Genomic DNA, 17,263 nt, shown 5'->3' with positions numbered 1-17,263 from the left:
CCGCTTTGGTGCCCCGGATGCGGCGCAGCGCGAAGCGTTGCGACGCTGGTCCGGGGCCCATTGCAAATCACACCGCCATCTTGCGATGCCGCACCGGCGCGCCGACGGAGAGGCTTTCCGCCGCGTCGATGATGGCGTTGGCATCGATGCCGTAGTGGCGATAGAGGTCGCCGATCGTGCCGGTCTGGCCGAAATGCTCGACGCCGAGCGCCTCGAGGCGGTGGCCGCGCACGCTGCCGAGCCAGCCGAGCGAGGCCGGATGGCCGTCGATCACGGTCACAATGCCGCAGTCGCGGCCGAGCGGCGCCAGCATGCGCTCGATATGACTCAAATGCTGCACGCCGCGGCGGTCACGCCGCAAATTCCGTGCGGCGGACCATCCGGCATAGAGCCGGTCGGCCGAGGTTACCGCCAGGAGACCGACGTCGCGGTGGCTCTCGCCGATCAGGCCGACCGCCTCGATCGCCTCCGGCGCGACGGTGCCGGTATAGGCAATGACGATGTCGCAGTTCGGCCCCGGCTTGCGCATCCAGTAGGCGCCATCAGTGATGTCGCGCTGCAGGTCCGGCGTCATGATCCGTTGCGGCTGCTCCAGCGTTCGTGTCGAGAGTCGCAAGTAAACCGAACCGCCCTCGGCGCCCTCGCGCTGCATGTGGCCAAAACCCCAGCCCATGATCACGGCAAGTTCATCGACGAAGGCCGGATCGAACGAGGCGAGCCCGTCCTGCCCGAGACCGATCAGCGGCGTCTTGATCGACTGATGCGCGCCGCCTTCCGGCGCCAGCGAGATGCCCGACGGCGTCGCCGCCACCATGAAGCGGGCGTCCTGGTAGCAGGCATAGTTCAACGCATCGAGGCCGCGCTCGATGAAGGGATCGTACAGCGTGCCGACCGGCAATAGCCGCGCGCCGTTGATCTGGTGCGACAGGCCGAGCGCCGACAGCATGATGAACAAATTCATCTCGGCGATGCCGAGCTCGAGGTGCTGCCCCTTCGGCGAATATTCCCAGGTGAAGGCGGACGGGATCTTCTCCTGCCGGAACAGGTCGTGGTTCTCCGCCTTCGCGAACAGGCCGCGGCGGTTGACCCAGCCGCCGAGATTGGTCGACACCGTGACGTCGGGCGACGCGGTGACGATGCGCGAGGCCAGCTCGCTGTCGCCGCGGGCCAGCTCGTGCAGCACGAGGCCAAAGCCCTGTTGCGTCGACATCTGCGCCGAGGCCTTGAAGGCGAGCCGCTCTGGTACGTCGATTTCGGGCGCCGACAGCCGGCGGCGTCCCTCGCGGTTGAACGGCGCTTCCGCCAGGAACGCCTCGAGCTTCGCGGGCTCCTGCGACAGGCCCTCGAACTTGTCCCACTCATGGCCGGTGCGGATGTTCTGCGCGGCGCGCCACTTCTCCATCTGCGCGACCGTCATCAGGCCGGCGTGGTTGTCCTTGTGGCCCTGCATCGGCAGGCCGACGCCCTTGATGGTGTAGGCGATGAAGCAGACTGGGCGGTCGTGATCGACAGCCTCGAAGGCCTCGATCATGCTCGCCATGTCGTGCCCGCCGAGGTTCGACATCAGCGCCAGCAACTGGTCGTCGCTGCGGCGATCGATCAGGGCCGTCACCTCGCCCTGGTCGCCGATATCGTCGTGCAGGTGCTTGCGGAACGCCGCACCGCCCTGGAAGCAGAGCGCCGCGTACATCTGGTTCGGGCAATTGTCGATCCAGCGCCGCAAGGCCTCGCCGCCGGGCTCGGCGAACGCTTCCAGCATCAGCTTGCCGTACTTTACGATCACCACGTCCCAGCCGAAATTGCGGAACATGGTCTCGAACTTGGCCCACAGCCCTTCGCGCACCACGGCATCGAGCGACTGGCGGTTATAGTCGACCACCCACCAGGTGTTGCGCAGGCCGTGCTTCCAGCCTTCCAGCAGCGCCTCGAAGATATTGCCCTCGTCCATCTCGGCGTCGCCGACCAGCGCGATCATGCGGCCCTCAGGCCGGTCCTTCATCCAGCCATGCGCCTTGACGTAATCCTGCACCAGCGAGGCGAACAAAGTCTGCGCCACGCCGAGGCCGACCGAGCCGGTGGAGAAGTCGACATCGTCGACGTCCTTGGTGCGCGACGGATAGGACTGCGCGCCCTTGTAGCCGCGGAAATTCTCCAGCTTGTCGCGGGTCTGGTGGCCGAACAGATACTGGATGGCGTGGAACACCGGGCTCGCATGCGGCTTCACCGCGACGCGGTCCTGCGGCCGCAGCACCGAGAAATACAGCGCCGACATGATGTTGGCGAGCGAGGCCGACGAGGCCTGGTGGCCGCCGACCTTCAACCCGTCGCTATTTTGCCTGACATGGTTGGCGTGATGGATGGTCCACGACGACAGCCACAGCACCTTGCGGGCCAGGGCGGACAGCGTGTCGAGGCGTTCAGGCGCGATTCCCATGACGATGTTCCTGGCGATGCTCCGGACGATACCTGCGATGTTACTGCTGCGGGGGCCGACGAAAATCTCAATTCTACGCGACAGCACAGGGAAAATTGGGATAAATTCCCACGATCCGGCCGCAACCAACGAGTCCATCCCAATGCCTGCCCTCGACGCCATCGACCGCAAGATCCTGAGTCTGCTCCAGACCGACAGCCGCATGACCATGCAGGAATTGGCCGACAAGGTCGGGCTGTCGGTGTCGCCCTGCCATCGCCGGGTCAAGCTGCTCGAGCAACGCGGCGTGATCTCTCGCTACATCGCAACCGTCGATCAGAAATCGATCGGGCTGCATGTCTCCGTCTTCATCTCGATCAAGCTGGCGCGGCAGAAGGAGGAAGACCTCAACCGCTTCGCGCGCGCGATCTCGAAATGGGACGAGGTGCTCGAGTGCTATCTGATGACCGGCAACCGCGACTATCTGCTGCGCGTCGTCGCCGCCGACCTCTCCTCCTATGAAGCATTTCTGAAGAACAAGCTGACAAGGCTCGACGGCATCGCTTCGATCGAGTCGAGCTTTGCGCTGAGCCAGGTGAAGTACTCGACCGCACTGCCGGTGTAGGGCTGGCTTCCCACGCATCACAGTTAACCCGTCATCCTGAGGTGCGAGCGCAGCGAGCCTCGAAGGGTGCACGGCCCCGCTGGTGGCCGTCGATCCTTCGAGACGCGGCCAAGAGGCCGCTCCTCAGGATGACGGAGTGAGTTCTGATTCAACTGTCAAACAGCTTGTTCAGTGTCATCACCCGCGCTTGCAGGTGATCCAGTATTCCAGAGACGCCTGCGCTTAAGCCGAGGGGCCGCGGCGTACTGGATCGCCCGGTCGAGCCGGGCGATGACGGTGTAGGTGGGACGCAGCTTTGCATTCTCGCGACATGATCTGTCCGAGCTTTGCATCTCGTTCCGCCCTCTCTCGAAGAGGGCGCAGGGAAAGCCGGGTGCCGATTGCACCCATGGGCCCCGAGCAAAAGGTAGAAAGCTCGGGGGTAGGACCACAGGTGTAACCGGAGCAATCCGGCTTTCCCTGCGCGATGGGTTACGGCTTATACGTGCTCGCCCCGGCGAGACTTGGCTTGGTTGTCACCGTCATCAGCGAGAGACTTCGCTTCCCGCTAATAAGACACCTACCACTAGGGCGTCAGGCCTGCACGACTTCACCGTCCGCCTCACATGCGTTCGTCGCCTGCATGATCGGCGTCCACCGCATCCCACACCGCGTTCGTGACGATCGCGAAGCGCCCCTCGATCGGGTGAGACGAGGCAATCTATAACACCGAGTTGCGCTTCTGATAAAGCGAAATATTTTTGCAGTGGGGGCTTGCGCCGTCGGGCAACTCAGTGATTGGCATTCGGCAACACATCCGCTGCAGCATCGGCACGGGCGCAAGGCTCATTTGCTTGGCCGAAATCCAATCGCGTGCCGGGAATCCGATATTCAATCTCGCGGTCTCCACGGCAATTCATAAGCCGTTTTCATAAGTCCATACGAATTCACCCATCTAATCGCATGGCGGGCCGTTCCATATAACAGCTCCGACAGACAACGACCGCCTCGATCGGTTCGCAGGACAATTCCTCTCGCGACGGCGGGGACGTGGTTCGCCGAAAGTCCACCCGAGCTGACCGTTACCCGGGATGTCCATCACAGGAGATTCCCCGTGAAGCTTCACATCGCCGCCATCGCATTGCTGTCGCTGGCGTCAATGGCACCAGCGACCACAACGGAGACCGTCATGACCGGATCGAAGCCGATGCTGACCTCCGACGATGTGCGCAAGGTCGCTCCCGCGCTCGACGCTTACACTCATAACCGCGTGCTCGGCGATGTCTGGAAACGCCCCGGGCTCGCGCCGCGCGACCGCAGCATCGTCACGCTGGCGGCCCTGATCGCGCGCAACCAGACCATCGAGCTGCCGTATCATCTCAACTTGGCGCTCGATAACGGCGTCAAACCTCGCGAGATTTCGGAGATCATCACGCACCTCGCCTTCTATGCCGGTTGGGCGAATGCGATGTCGGCGGTCGCTGTTGCAAAGGACGTCTTCGCCGCCCGCAACATCGGCGCCGAAGAGCTGCCCGCCGTTGCCGTGACGCTGCTGCCGATCAACGAAGCGGCCGAAGCACAACGCGCCACATTCGTCGAGGAGCAGTTCGGCGCGACGTTTCCGGGAGTCGTGCAATGCACCACCGACGTACTGTTCCGCGATCTGTGGCTGCGACCGGATCTCGCACCGAGAGATCGCAGCCTGGTCACCGTCAGCGCCCTGATCGCCAACGGGCAGACCGCGCAGCTGACGCCGCACCTCAACCGTGCCTTGGACAACGGCCTGACCCAGACCGAGGCTTCGGAGGCGATCACGCAACTGGCGTTCTATGTCGGCTGGCCGAATGTGTTTTCGGCGATGCCCGTCGCGAAAGATGTGTTCGCAAAACGTCCCCGCTGAGGCCAAAGGAACCCGTCATGAACATATCGTTCGACAACCAGGTTGTCCTTGTCACCGGCGCGGGATCGGGGCTCGGCCTTGCGACGGCGAAGGCCTTTGCCGAGTCGGGCGCAGCGGTGGTGCTGGCCGACACCAACGAAATGGCGGTGGCGTCCGCCGCCGCGGAATTATCCGCCCGGGGGCACAAAACTCTCGCCATTCGATGCGACGTCGCCGACGATGCGGAGGTCGAAGCAACGGTGGAGCAGACGGTCGCCACCTTCGGGCGGCTCGATGCCGCCTACAACAACGCCGGCGTTCAAAACGTGATCGCGGAAGCCGCGGAGGCCTCGCGGGAGGATTTTGACCGCGTCGTGGGTGTCAATCTCCGCGGTGTCTGGAGCTGCATGAAGTTCGAGCTGCGCCAGATGCTGAGGCAAGGCAATGGCGCCATCGTCAACTGCTCGTCGATCGGAGGATTGGTCGGCGGCGCGAAACGCGGAAGCTACCAGGCCTCCAAGCACGGCGTGCTTGGCCTGACCAAGAGCGCGGCGCTGGACTATGCGGCAAGAGGCATCCGGATCAACGCCGTTTGCCCAGGCATCATCCATACCGCGATGCTCGACAGGATGATGCAAACCCAGGCCGACGCGCTTGGCGCGATGCTGAAGGACGTCCCGATCGGCCGGCTCGGCCGTCCCGAGGAGATCGCGAACGCCGTGCTCTGGCTGTGCAGCTCGGCCGCAAGCTTTATGGTCGGTCATGCGCTGACGGTGGATGGCGGGTATACGATCCGATGAGAGCAGCCATCGGAGCTTTACCTCTCCCTTGAGGTGAACCAAGCCCGCAGCGAGCGAATAACCATCGCGCTAGTCGCGATGTCGCAGCGCTTCGACGAGCAGCGCGAATGCCGCAGACGGCTGGCGCCTGCTCGGGTAATAGAGATGGTAGCCTGGATAGGGAGCGCACCAGTCCTCGAGCACCCGCTTGAGGCGGCCCTTGTTGATGTACGGTTGAACCAGGCCTTCCGGCAGGTAGGTCAAACCGAGACCCGCGAGCGCAGCTTCCAGCATCTGGCTCGTGGCGTTGAAGAACAGCTGGCCCTCGACCCGCACCTTGAGTTCCCGCGCCCCCTTCTCGAATTCCCAGGCGTAGAGCCCGCCATGGGTGGGCAGCCGCAGATTGACGCAATTGTGCTCGACCAGTTCCTGCGGCTTCTTCGGTTCGCGTCGAGACCGGAAATAGGACGGAGACCCGACCACCGCCATGCGTGCGTCGGGGCCGATGCGCACGGCAATCATGTCCTTGGCGACCTGCTCGCCATCGCGCACGCCGGCGTCAAAGCGCTCAGTGACGATGTCGGTCAGGCCGTAGTCGCAGATGATCTCGACCTTGATGTCCGGATACGAGCGCAGAAGCTTGGCAAGCTTCGGCAGCAGCACGGCGTTGGTGGCGTATTCGGTGGCGGTGATGCGGATGGTGCCGGAGGGCTTTTCGCTCAGTTCGCTCAGGGCCACGAGTTCGGCCTCGATTTCCGCGAGGCGCGGACCGATGCTGCGCAGCAGCCGCTCGCCTGCCGCAGTCGGCGAGACACTGCGCGTGGTGCGGGTCAGGAGACGCAGCTTCAGGCGCGCCTCGAGCTGCTTGATGGTGTAGCTGAGCGCGGATTGCGAAACGCCGAGCTTGGCGGCGGCCTTGGTGAAGCTGCGCTCGCGGGCGACGATCACGAAGGCCGAGAGATCATCGAGATGGCCGCGCTTCATTTATCTAGCCTGTTTCTAAGTCCATGCCGATTATAGCGGCTAGTCGCCATAGCCGCATGCATTAAATCCAGCGCAGGCGGCGACCTCGACAGTGTCGCCGCGTGAGCAGACGGAACCATGGTCCATGGATCGATCGGACGCGCGGCTCCCGCGCGGCAAAGGCGCTGCGGTGACGCGAAGGCACGTACTGGCGGTTGCGGGTGGCCTCCTGGTTGGGGCTTCACGCCGCGGCCTTGCCGCCACTGCGGCCGCACCGGACATGACAGAGAAAAGGATCGGAGTGATGGAAATCAAACGCAGCGGCTCACGCCCCTCAGGCAAGGGGCCTGAGGCCTGGTTCACCGGCGCGGTCCGCGTCGATCCGCTGTTCCAGGTCGGCGATCCCGCACGCATCAACGGCGGCCACGTCACCTTCGAGCCCGGCGCCCGCACCATGTGGCACACCCATCGCTCGGCCAGACCCTGATCGTCACGTCAGGTCTCGGTTGGGTGCAAAGCGCGGGCGGACCGGTCGAGGAGGTTCGTCCCGGCGACGTCGTCTGGTTTCCGCCCGGCGAGAAGCACTGGCATGGCGCGACCGCAACGACTGCAATGACGCATATCGCCATCACGGAATCGCGCGATGGCAAGAATGTCGACTGGCTGGAAAAGGTCAGCGACGAGCAATACGGCAAGTGATCCGGGCGCGACGGCATGAAAGGAAATCCACCATGAACCCCACCTACGACTTCGCCGGCCAAGTCGCCCTCGTCACCGGCGCGAGCTCCGGCATGGGTGCCGCCACCGCCAGGGCGTTCGCCGAGGCCGGGGCTGCCGTGGTCCTGGTCGACCGCAGCGAGGAGAAACTGAATGCCGTCGCAGGAGAGCTGACGTCCGCCGGTGCCAAAGCGATCGCCATCGTTGGTGACGTGTCGGACGAGAGGCTGGCCAAGACTGCGGTCGATCGCGCGGTCGCGCAGTTCGGCCGGCTCGACATGGCCTACAACAATGCCGGCATTCTCGGCCCAATGTGCCCGATGAGCGAGGAGACCGGCGACGGGTACGACGACGTGCAGCAAGTGAACCCGCGCGGCGTCTGGACCTTCATGAAGCACGAGTTGCTTCAGATGAAGAGGCAGCGCAGCGGCGCCATCGTGAACTGTTCGTCGCTCGGTGGGCTGGTGGGTTTGCCCGGCCGCGCGGCCTATCACGCCAGCAAACACGGTGTGATCGGCCTGACCAAGAGCGCCGCGCTTGATGTCGCCGCCGAAGGCATCCGGGTCAACGCGATTTGCCCAGGCTGCATCGAGACGCCGATGGGCGACGCCATCGATCCCGACGCGATGAAGGAATTTCTGAAGCAGCAGCCGATCGGCCGGATGGGCAAGCCCGACGAGGTTGCCGCCACCGTACTCTGGCTATGCAGTCCTGCCGCGAGCCTGATCCTTGGCGTTGCGCTACCCGTCGACGGCGGCTTCGTTGCGCACTGACCGGCCAACGCGGACGGACGCGGCCATGCGAGAGGCGCCCGATATCCCCTGCATCCGCCTCGCCGAGATCGAGATCGATCCTGTGCATCGCGACGCCTACATGGCGGCGCTCAGCCAGGAGATCGAAACCGCGCTGCGCATCGAGCCCGGCGTTCTGACACTGCATGCGGTGCCGGACAGGAACGATCCGGCCCGCATCGTCATCTTCGAGATGTACGCCAATGCCGAAGCCTACCAGGCGCATCTCGTGACGCCGCACTTCCTGACATACAAGGCCGCGACCGCGCACATGGTGCGGTCGCTCAAGCTGACCGAGCTTTCCCCGTCTCGCTGAGGGCGAAGGCAGCGCTAGCTAGAGCAGCTGCGCTACGCCATGGTCCTCATCAGCGCACCGGCGCCGAAGGTCCAGGGCTACGACTGAGCGGGCGTCCGAACGTCGGCATGAAGCTGGTCGCCAGATCGGCAGAACGACGGCGCAACAACCCAGCTACGGCGCGATCCACACGCCGGCCACGATGATTGCCAGTGCGACGGCAATCACCAGCATGTCCGTTGCGAGCCAATCGGGCATTCCCTTTGACCATTCGCGCATGTCCGCGACTCCTTCTGTTCGCGTCCCAGCCGATATGCTGACACGGATCATGCGCCGGCGAGCGTGAAGCAGATCACACAAATCGGGAAAACGTGGCAATCAAAATTCCGCTGCACGCGGCACGCTCAAGTTGCAGCACACGATCGACCTGCCGCGCAGGTTTCTGAACATGTTCGAGCTGCGCTTGCGCTGCGCGCGTCTCCGGAGACGCAGAAGCAATCCAAACTACCGTGCCGCTCGCGGCGAAGATGGTGGGTTACGCCTTCCGCCTTCGCTCGTTGAGCTACGGCGGACGTGGTCGGCTAACCCACCCTACGCTCTGCCCGCGCCCTCACAGCACCTTGCGCTGCGCCAAATTCTTCATCAGGGCACCGACGCCGAAGGTCCAGGGCTCGCATTCGTCGCTGCTGCGCATGCGGTTGACGAGCTTGCCGAGCTGGGGCGCGGCAATGGTGACGATGTCGTCGCGCTTGTGGGTGAAGCCCTCACCCTTGGCGTCGCGGTCCTTGACGGGTGCGAACATCGTGCCGAGGAACAGCGCAAACCCGTCGGGATATTGATGCACGGGGCCGATGGTCTGGGCGACCAGATCGGTCGGGTCGCGGCTGATCTTTGAGATCGAGGAATGGCCTTCGAGCACGAAACCGTCCGCGCCCTTCACGGTCAGGCCGACATCCATCTTCCTGACGTCGTCGAGCGAGAAGGTCTGGTCGAACAGGCGGAGCAGCGGGCCGATCGCGCAAGAGGCGTTGTTGTCCTTGGCCTTCGACAAGAGCAGCGCCGAGCGGCCCTCGAAATCGCGCAGATTGACGTCGTTGCCGAGCGCGGCACCGACAATCTTGCCGGCGCCGGAAACAATGAGCACGACCTCCGGCTCCGGATTGTTCCAGGTCGACTTCGGATGCAGCCCGGCATCCATGCCGGTGCCGACCGAGGACAGCGTCGGCGCCTTGGTGAACACTTCCGCGTCCGGGCCGATGCCGACCTCCAGATACTGGCTCCAGGCGTTCTGATCGATCAAGACCTGCTTCAGCTTCATCGCCTGCTCGGAGCCGGGCTTCAGCTTGGAGAGATCGTCACCAACCAGCCGCACCACCTCGGTGCGGATCGCTTCCGCCGAGGACGGATTGCCGCGCGCCCGCTCCTCGATCACGCGCTCCAGCATCGAGATCGCGAAAGTGACGCCGGCGGCCTTCAGCACCTGCAGATCGACCGGCGCGAGCAGATGCGGTTTTGTGCCGTCGCGGCGATCCGGCGGCGTGTTGGCGAGGATCGCGTCGAAATCGCCGAGCCGCTCGCCTTTGGTCGCGCGCACCGCCGCTGCAGGATCGCTCTCCTCGCACAGCGCGCTCACCGTCGGGAACCGCGCCGTGACATCGAACACGCCGTCCGCCCGCACCGCGACCACGGCCGGGCCGCCGGCCTGCGGCAACCAGACCCGTCCGACCAGCGTGCCGGCGGTCGCGTCCTCCGGCAGGACGTCTTTTGGCGTGAGCGAAATCATCGGCGTCTCCCATTTCGGTGTTGTTGGCGTTTGTTAGCACAGTCCCGCCGGCTGCGTGAAACAGCGGTCATGCCATTGTCATAGAGGGGTAACATCGCCCGTCAATGCTCCCGTCGATCCATCTAACACACTGAAAGACGGACCTGCATGACCGCGCCCCACCTCACCGACGAAGCCTCCCGAGATGAAGCCTTACGTGACGAGGCCTTGGGCGACGAAGCCTTGCGCGACGAAGCCTTGCGCGCCCGCATCCACCAGGAGATGGCCGACAGCCTCGATGAGGAACTCGAGCTTGAGCTCGACGACGACAGGCTCAACGGGCTCGACCATGACGGGTCCGCTGGACATCCGTCGATCGACCGCAAGATCTATTTCCGCGAATTGCTGCGGCTGCAGGGCGAGCTGGTGAAGCTGCAGGACTGGGTGCAGCACGAGAAGAAGAAGGTCGTGGTGCTGTTCGAGGGTCGCGATTCCGCCGGCAAGGGCGGCGTCATCAAGCGCATCACCCAGCGGCTCAACCCGCGCATCTGCCGCGTCGCGGCGCTGCCGGCACCGAACGAGCGCGAACGCACGCAATGGTATTTTCAGCGCTACGTGTCGCATCTGCCGGCCGGCGGCGAAATGGTGCTGTTCGACCGCAGCTGGTACAACCGCGCCGGCGTCGAGAAGGTGATGGGGTTCTGCACCGACGAGCAGTATGAGGAATTCTTCAATTCGGTGCCGGAATTCGAGCGCATGCTGATCCGCTCCGGCACCATCCTCCTGAAATACTGGTTCTCGATCACCGACGAGGAACAGGCGTTCCGCTTCTCGATGCGGATCCATGACCCGCTGAAGCAGTGGAAGCTGAGCCCGATGGACGTCGAGGCGCGCACCCGCTGGGAGCAGTACACCAAGGCCAAGGAGACGATGCTGGAACGCACCCATCTACAGGACTCGCCGTGGTGGATCGTCGACGCCGTCGACAAGAAGCGCGCCCGGCTCAACTGCATCTCGCATCTGCTCGGCCAGATCCCGTATCAGCAGGTCGCACACCAGCCGGTCGTGCTGCCGCCCCGGGTGCGCAACCCCGACTATCACCGCGGCCCGATCCCGCCGGAGATGTACGTGCCGGGACGGTATTGATCTAACCACATGCACGCTCCGCCCCCTGCTGCGGCGGAAGATCACTAAATCGCGATTGTAGATTGTGAGGCATCTCACTGGTCTTCTTGCACACCCCCCTTAAACCAGAGGTTGCCCGCAATTCGCGGGCTAAAAGGAGGCCTAGGCTATGTTGAAGGAACATCGCGAAAGCAAGAGTTCATCGACCGACCAGCCAGAAGCTCATAAGGGTGTTGCGACACATGCTGTCCAAACCCTTGACCTCAGTTGGAGCGCGCCTATCCGTTATGGCGATTGCAAGCTGTCCGGTTTCTTGAACGGCACCCTGAACAACGGCCCAACTCTCAGGCTTCGTTCTGACGGAACAGCGGAATTGTTGGCAAAATTTTTCTCAACTGACGACGGTGATGTTTGGGTTATCGATCGTCTCGTTCTTTTGGATATTCACGGGACGGTCCTTTTTCAGTTTCCACACCTTTCAAGCCCCGAAACCCAGACCGACAACCAAGTGCTCGATTGGGTCGCCGAACTAAGCTTCCCCGCCGTTTTCTTTTCTTCGGTCACAGGGGCGAACATGACCTATCGTTGCTAAGCCCTAAGGGCGCGGTTCGCGGCCTTATTCGACCTCCCCCACAAGCGGGAGAGGTGAAGTTCAGAACATAGGCAACCGCGCCCTCGCCTCGCCTACTATTGGCGCAGGCCCGCACTATTGCTGCGGCCAAATCCCGACGCTAGGCTTCCCCGATCTGGTGCAGGGAGGCTCGCTTGACTCAATCCGACGACATCACAATTTCCGAAGATCGCCGTGACGCGCTGCGCTATGCGCTCGGGATCGGCAGCGGCGCCGCGCTGGTCGCCGCGATGGCAACCCCGGCCGCGGCGCAGACGCCTGCCGACAACACGCTGGATCGTATCCGCGCCAACAAGGTGCTGCGGATCGCCGTGCTGCCGGGCGAGCTGCCTTATTTCAACAAGGATCTCGCCTCCGGCACCTGGTCCGGCTTCTCGATCGAGATGGCCAACGACCTGGCAAAGCTGCTTTACGTCAAGCTGGAGTATGTCGAATCGACCTATGGCAATTCGATTCTTGATTTGCAGGCCAACAAGATCGATCTCGGCTTCGCGCTCAACCCGACGCCGCAGAGGGCACTAGTGGTCGATTTCACCAATCTGGTGTTCCCGCATCCCTTCGGCGCGATGCTGAAGAAGGGGCTGGAGGCCAAGACCTGGGCCGACATCAACAAGCCGGAGGTGAAGATCGCGGTCGACGTCGGCTCGGCCAACGAGGCGGTGGCGCGGCGCTTCGCGCCGAACGCCACCATCAAGTCGCTGAAGTCGCGCGACGAGGTGATGCTGGAAATGTCGTCGGGCCGCGTCGATTGCGTGGTCAACGCGCTGGTGCTCGGGCTGACCGCGATCGCCAAGAACCCGAATCTCGGCAGCTACAAGATCCTGGCCTCGCCCTCGGTGACGATCGCGAGCGGCATGGCGGTGCGCCGCGAGGGCGACAAGCGCTGGCGCGACTTCCTCTCGGTGTGGGTCGACTACAACCGGGGCATCGGCCAGATGCGCGAATGGTTCGTCAAGGGCCTCGGGCTTGCCGGCGTCAAGCCGGAGGATGTGCCGGTGGAGTTGAGTATTTGAGGTAAGGCTGCGCCAACATCGGCACTGCGCTCCCTCTCCCGCTTGCGGGGGAGGGTCGGGGTGGGGGTATCGCCACAAGCGACGCTCTTTCCTTGGAGAGAGCCCCCACCCGCTGCGCTTCGCGCAGCGACCTCCCCCGCAAGCGGGAGAGGTAAACCGCCGATGCCGCATCAGCTACGAGCTACTCACACCTTGTCATAGGTCAGGCCGCGCTCCAGCCGCCGCGCCACCAGCGTCGATGGGAACAGGATCGCAAAATAGATCAGCGCCACGATGGTGTAGACCTCGAGCGGCCGGTAGGTGTCGGCGTTGATCAAGGTCGCGTTGTAGACGAGATCGGGCACCGCGATGATCGAGACCAGCGAGGTGTTCTTCAGTTGCGTCACCGACTGGTTGACGTAGGGCGCCATCATCGGCTTAAGCGCCTGCGGCAGGATCACGAGCCGCATCAGCCGCCAGCCGCGGAAGCCGAGCGCCTTCGCCGCGTCCCACTGTCCGACCGGCACGCTCTCGATCGAGCCGCGCACGATCTCGGCATAGAATGCGCCGCCATAGAGCGAGAGCACGCTGACGGCCGCGACATGCGCCGGGATGTTGACGCCGATCACGACCGGAAACGCGTAGTAGAACCAGATGATCTGCACCAGCAGCGGCGTGCAGCGAAACAATTCGATATAGGCGATCAGCAGCCAGTCGATCACGGGAATCCGCCGCAGCCGCAGCATGCCGACGATCAGGCCGATCAAGGTGCCTAAGATGATGGTGCCGATCGTGTAGGCCATGGTCCAGCCGAGCCCGAGCCAGAACAGGTGGCTGTACTTGCCAAGGATCGCGAAATCCCAAACGTAGTTCATCCTGCCCCTCGGTTGACTCTAGTTTTGACGCGTTTTCTTCACGCGAACCGGTGCCCACTTCGCTCGAAAACGCTTTGGACGCCTCAGCATCGCAGGCGGCCTCACGCGAGTCACGCGATATACCGGTCCGGCGAGAACGCCTTCACGTCGAATGGCGGCGCATCGCCCGCGATCATCGCCGCAACCGCGGCGCCTGTTCCCGGGCCGGTGGTGAAGCCGATATGCTGGTTGCCGAAGGCGAGCCAGAGGCCGCGATGCCGCGGCGCCGGGCCAATCATCGGCAGGCTGTCGGGCAATGTCGGCCGCGCGCCGCGCCAGCGCTCGCCGATGGCATCGCCGAATTCGGCCACGCTGCGCGCCATCGGCACCACCGCCTCGAGCTGCGCATAATTCGACGGCGCGTCGCGCGCGGTGAGCTCGACGCCGCTGGTCACGCGAATGCCCTGCTCCATCGGCGTCATCAGAAAACCGCCCTCCGCATCATGGATCGGCCGCAGCAATTTGCGTGCCTGGTTCGGCACGAAATGCTGGTGATAACCGCGCTCAAACGCCAGCGGCACCCGATAGCCGAGCGGCCGCAGCAATTCGGCCGACCACGGGCCGAGCGCGACCACGACATGGCGCGTGGCGATCTCGCCGTCGGCAAGCTGCACGCGCCAGCCGTCGCCTTGCTGCTCGATCCGCCGGATTTCGGATTGCCTGACTGTGCCGCCGTGACCGGCGAGCATCTGCGCATAGGCCTTCACCACCGCGCCGGGGGAATCCACCGATGCCGTCTGGGTGTGCAGCAGGCCGGTGCTGTAGGCAGGGATGATGCCCGGCTCGAGCGCCGAGATCGCCTGACGGTCGAGCACCTCGCTTTTGATGGCGAATTCGGCGAGCGCCGCCTGCTCGGCCCTGGCGGCCGCGAGCCGATCGCTGCGCCAGGCCTTGAGCCAGCCGGTCTCGCGGATGCGATGCCCAGCGCCGGCCTGCACGATCCAGTCGCGATGCAGTTGCAGCGAGGTGCCGATCAGGCCGTGCAGCGCGGCGGCGCGCGGTTTGGTCTGCGACGGCACGGCTGCGGCGAGGAAGCGGATCACCCAGCCCGCGTTGGCGAGCGCCCACGGCAGATTCCAGCGCAGCGCCGGATGCGTGTTGGTGAGATATTTCGGCAGGTTCTTCAGCAGCGACGGCGTGTTGAGCGGCAGGATCGAGCCGGACGAGATGATGCCGGCATTGCCGTAGGAGGTTTCGCTGCCCGGCTCGCGGCGGTCGACGATGATGACGGAGAGCCCGCGCTGCCGTGCGGCAAGGCCCGCCGAGACGCCGACCATGCCGGCGCCGAGCACGACGACGTCAGCTTGTTGCGCAGCAACGCCCTCGCTCATGCCGTCACATCAAGGTCAGGCCGCCATCGACCGGCAGCGTGGCGCCGGTGACGTGGCCCGCTTCCGGCGACAGCAGGAATGCGACGACGGCGGCAACCTCGTCGGGCTCGGCGAGGCGCTGCATCGGATTGGCTTTCGCCACGCGCTCCCAGGTCGCAGTGTCAAGCGCGCCGAACAGGCCGGGGTCCTTGCGGGTGTAGCCGGGCATCACGGCGTTGGCGGTGGCGCCGGATGCGGCGAGCTCGATGGCCAGCGATTTCACCAGTACCTCGAGCGCGGCCTTCGCCGCGGCCGATCCCGGATAGGTGGCGCCGGGCACGAAACGATGCGGCCCGAAGCTCGAGACCGCGACGACGCGGCCCGTTGCGCTGCGCGCGAGGTCGGCCAGCGCGGCCGCCGCGATTTCGTGGAACGCGGCCGCCATCACCGCAAACGCGCGCTCCAGCGCCTCGCGCGGCAGGCTGGCGAAGTCGCGCCGGTCGGCAAAGCCCGCAGCGTGCACGATCGCATCAATCGGCCCGAACGCTGTGCGCGCTGCCACGACCAGTGCCGCGCCCGCGCCGGCCCTGGCGAGATCGCCGGTGAGAAGCTCGACCCTGGCGCCCTTGCTGCGGCACTCTTCGGCAACCGAAGTCAGCCGCGCGAGCCCGGCGGCCTCGGCGCCCTGTCCGTGCAGCATCAGGCACTGATCGGGGCCGGCGAGCCGGCGTGCAATCGCGGCGCCGATGCCGGAGCCGCCTCCCGTGATGATTGAAACGCGCATGCGGTGCGTACTGTCAGTATTGCAAGGACAACGAACTATAGGTTCGGTGTCATGAAATGCAAACCGCGTGCCTGAGCAACGGTGTGTAGGGTGGGTTAGCCGAACGCGTAACCCACCGACTTCGTGCCGCGAAAAGATGGTGGGTTACGCTTCGCTAACCCACCCTACAAAATCGGGCTCACCGCCAAAGCTTACCGCCACGGCTCGACCAGGATCTTGGTGTGCGCCTCGGGATTGGCGAGATCGGCAAAGGCCTGCGCGACGCCGTCGATGCCGACGCGGCCGGTGACCAGCGAGGCGGCATCGACCTGGCCTTCCGCGATCAGGCGCAGCGAACAAGCAAACTCCTCCGGCGTATAGCCGAGCACATACTGGACGTTGAGCTCCTTGATGATGCCGAGCATCGGCTCGGACTTGTCGGTCTCCATGCAGACGCCGACCACGACGATGCGGGCGCTGCGTGGCGCGCCTTCGAACAGCTGTTGCAGCACGCCGGGCACGCCGACGCATTCGAAGATCAGCGCCGGCTTCAGCGGCGGCAATAGCGCCTGCATCGGCGGCCGCGCGGCCTTCTCCGCTTCCGTCATCTGGGCGTGCTCGGCCCAGCTCGCATAGGGCTGCGTCCTGGCCGGATCGACCACGACATCGGCGCCCATCTTCTCGGCGAGCAGGCGCCGCGCCGGCGAATAATCGGCGGCAACGATCGGGCCGATCCCCCTGATCTTCAGCGCCGCGATCACCGCAAGGCCGACCGGCCCGCAGCCGATCACCAGCGGCACCTCGCCACCTCTGATGTTGGCCATCGCCACAGCGTGCACGCCGACCGCAAGCGGCTCGGTCAACGCGGCATGCTCGGCGGCAAGCCCGTTCGGCACTTCGAGCAGCAGCGGCTCGCTGAGCAGCATCTGCTCGGCATAGGCGCCGACATAATCGTTGGAATAGCCGATGCCCTTGGGGCCCTCCGGCGTCAGCACCGCCGGCAGCGAGCACACGCGTGTGCCGGTCTTCAGCTTGCGCGTGGTGTCAGGGCCGTAATCGAGGATCTCGCAGCAGAACTCGTGGCCGAACACGACGTCGCGCGACAGATCCATCGGCGTACGTCCCGGAAGGAACTTGCTCAGCTCCACCATGCGGTGGGCGTGCTTGCGCGCGTGCAGATCGGAACCGCAGATGCCGCAGGCGAGCGATTTGACCAGCACTTGCCCGGCGCCCGGCTTCGGTTCCGGCATGGTGCCTACGACAATCTCGCCGTTCCTGAAGATCGCTGCGCGCATCGTACCTCCCGTGTGGGTTTGGCCCACTCA

At 64.6% G+C, this 17,263-nt stretch carries 16 protein-coding genes and 1 pseudogene; 9 read left to right on the top strand and 8 right to left on the bottom strand.

Annotation, left to right across the window (positions count from 1 at the left end; translation table 11 throughout):
- Nucleotides 1-67: 67 nt before the first annotated feature.
- Complete coding sequence (locus V5279_RS13685) at nt 68-2,434, bottom strand: transketolase (protein WP_338698078.1); 2,367 nt, start codon at nt 2,432-2,434, stop codon at nt 68-70.
- A 142-nt stretch (nt 2,435-2,576) separates the two neighbouring features.
- Between V5279_RS13685 and V5279_RS13680 the strand changes: the two genes are divergently transcribed.
- Nucleotides 2,577-3,038 carry an Lrp/AsnC family transcriptional regulator gene (locus tag V5279_RS13680; protein WP_029078130.1) on the top strand — a complete coding sequence of 154 codons (462 nt, stop codon included), beginning with the start codon at nt 2,577-2,579 and terminating at the stop codon, nt 3,036-3,038.
- Nucleotides 3,039-3,738: 700 nt separating this feature from the next.
- Here the strand turns inward: V5279_RS13680 and V5279_RS13675 are convergent.
- Nucleotides 3,739-3,912 carry a hypothetical protein gene (locus tag V5279_RS13675; protein ID WP_338698075.1) on the bottom strand — a complete coding sequence of 58 codons (174 nt, stop codon included), beginning with the start codon at nt 3,910-3,912 and terminating at the stop codon, nt 3,739-3,741.
- A 219-nt stretch (nt 3,913-4,131) separates the two neighbouring features.
- Here V5279_RS13675 and V5279_RS13670 point away from each other — a divergent pair, with 219 nt between their 5' ends.
- Together V5279_RS13670 and V5279_RS13665 are read left to right on the top strand one after the other, a co-directional pair.
- On the top strand, nt 4,132-4,917 hold the full coding sequence (locus V5279_RS13670; RefSeq protein WP_414645927.1) for a carboxymuconolactone decarboxylase family protein: 786 nt from the start codon (nt 4,132-4,134) through the stop codon (nt 4,915-4,917).
- A 17-nt stretch (nt 4,918-4,934) separates the two neighbouring features.
- Nucleotides 4,935-5,696 (top strand): glucose 1-dehydrogenase, encoded by a 762-nt coding sequence (locus tag V5279_RS13665; protein WP_166297872.1) that lies wholly within the window; start codon nt 4,935-4,937, stop codon nt 5,694-5,696.
- Nucleotides 5,697-5,765: 69 nt separating this feature from the next.
- Here the strand turns inward: V5279_RS13665 and V5279_RS13660 are convergent, their stop codons facing one another.
- On the bottom strand, nt 5,766-6,659 hold the full coding sequence (locus V5279_RS13660; RefSeq protein ID WP_338698071.1) for a LysR family transcriptional regulator: 894 nt from the start codon (nt 6,657-6,659) through the stop codon (nt 5,766-5,768).
- A gap of 283 nt (nt 6,660-6,942) precedes the next feature.
- On the opposite strand from V5279_RS13660, the pseudogene V5279_RS13655 reads away from it, so the two are divergent.
- From V5279_RS13655 to V5279_RS13645, 3 genes and pseudogenes are all read left to right on the top strand, one after another.
- Nucleotides 6,943-7,337 (top strand): annotated as a pseudogene (locus V5279_RS13655) ((R)-mandelonitrile lyase).
- A 32-nt stretch (nt 7,338-7,369) separates the two neighbouring features.
- A complete protein-coding gene (locus tag V5279_RS13650) occupies nt 7,370-8,128 on the top strand; it encodes a glucose 1-dehydrogenase (protein ID WP_338698069.1) in 759 nt (252 codons plus the stop codon).
- A 25-nt stretch (nt 8,129-8,153) separates the two neighbouring features.
- Complete coding sequence (locus tag V5279_RS13645) at nt 8,154-8,462, top strand: putative quinol monooxygenase (RefSeq protein WP_338698067.1); 309 nt, start codon at nt 8,154-8,156, stop codon at nt 8,460-8,462.
- A gap of 589 nt (nt 8,463-9,051) precedes the next feature.
- Here V5279_RS13645 and V5279_RS13640 read toward each other — a convergent pair.
- Nucleotides 9,052-10,224 carry a fumarylacetoacetate hydrolase family protein gene (locus tag V5279_RS13640; RefSeq protein WP_338698065.1) on the bottom strand — a complete coding sequence of 391 codons (1,173 nt, stop codon included), beginning with the start codon at nt 10,222-10,224 and terminating at the stop codon, nt 9,052-9,054.
- 261 nt (nt 10,225-10,485) lie between these two features.
- Here V5279_RS13640 and ppk2 point away from each other — a divergent pair, with 261 nt between their 5' ends.
- The 3 genes from ppk2 to V5279_RS13625 all read left to right on the top strand — a co-directional run bounded on the left by ppk2 (nt 10,486) and on the right by V5279_RS13625 (nt 12,972).
- On the top strand, nt 10,486-11,349 hold the full coding sequence (ppk2, locus tag V5279_RS13635) for a polyphosphate kinase 2 (protein WP_338701168.1): 864 nt from the start codon (nt 10,486-10,488) through the stop codon (nt 11,347-11,349).
- Nucleotides 11,350-11,497: 148 nt separating this feature from the next.
- Complete coding sequence (locus V5279_RS13630) at nt 11,498-11,920, top strand: DUF6294 family protein (RefSeq protein ID WP_338698063.1); 423 nt, start codon at nt 11,498-11,500, stop codon at nt 11,918-11,920.
- 173 nt (nt 11,921-12,093) lie between these two features.
- Nucleotides 12,094-12,972: a transporter substrate-binding domain-containing protein gene (locus V5279_RS13625; protein ID WP_338698061.1), complete on the top strand. Its 879-nt coding sequence runs from the start codon at nt 12,094-12,096 to the stop codon at nt 12,970-12,972.
- 185 nt (nt 12,973-13,157) lie between these two features.
- On the opposite strand, the gene V5279_RS13620 is transcribed toward V5279_RS13625, so the two are convergent.
- From V5279_RS13620 to V5279_RS13605, 4 genes are all read right to left on the bottom strand, one after another.
- Complete coding sequence (locus V5279_RS13620) at nt 13,158-13,826, bottom strand: amino acid ABC transporter permease (protein ID WP_166297878.1); 669 nt, start codon at nt 13,824-13,826, stop codon at nt 13,158-13,160.
- 110 nt (nt 13,827-13,936) lie between these two features.
- Nucleotides 13,937-15,196: an FAD-binding oxidoreductase gene (locus tag V5279_RS13615; RefSeq protein ID WP_338698058.1), complete on the bottom strand. Its 1,260-nt coding sequence runs from the start codon at nt 15,194-15,196 to the stop codon at nt 13,937-13,939.
- 4 nt (nt 15,197-15,200) lie between these two features.
- Nucleotides 15,201-15,959 (bottom strand): SDR family NAD(P)-dependent oxidoreductase, encoded by a 759-nt coding sequence (locus tag V5279_RS13610; protein ID WP_338698056.1) that lies wholly within the window; start codon nt 15,957-15,959, stop codon nt 15,201-15,203.
- Nucleotides 15,960-16,150: 191 nt separating this feature from the next.
- Nucleotides 16,151-17,233, bottom strand: a complete 1,083-nt coding sequence (locus V5279_RS13605; protein WP_338698054.1) for a zinc-binding dehydrogenase — start codon at nt 17,231-17,233, stop codon at nt 16,151-16,153.
- Nucleotides 17,234-17,263: the final 30 nt, after the last annotated feature.

Source organism: Bradyrhizobium sp. 26S5, assembly GCF_036923295.1.
Lineage (GTDB): Bacteria > Pseudomonadota > Alphaproteobacteria > Rhizobiales > Xanthobacteraceae > Bradyrhizobium > Bradyrhizobium septentrionale.
This window is presented reverse-complemented; position numbering and strand designations above follow the sequence as displayed.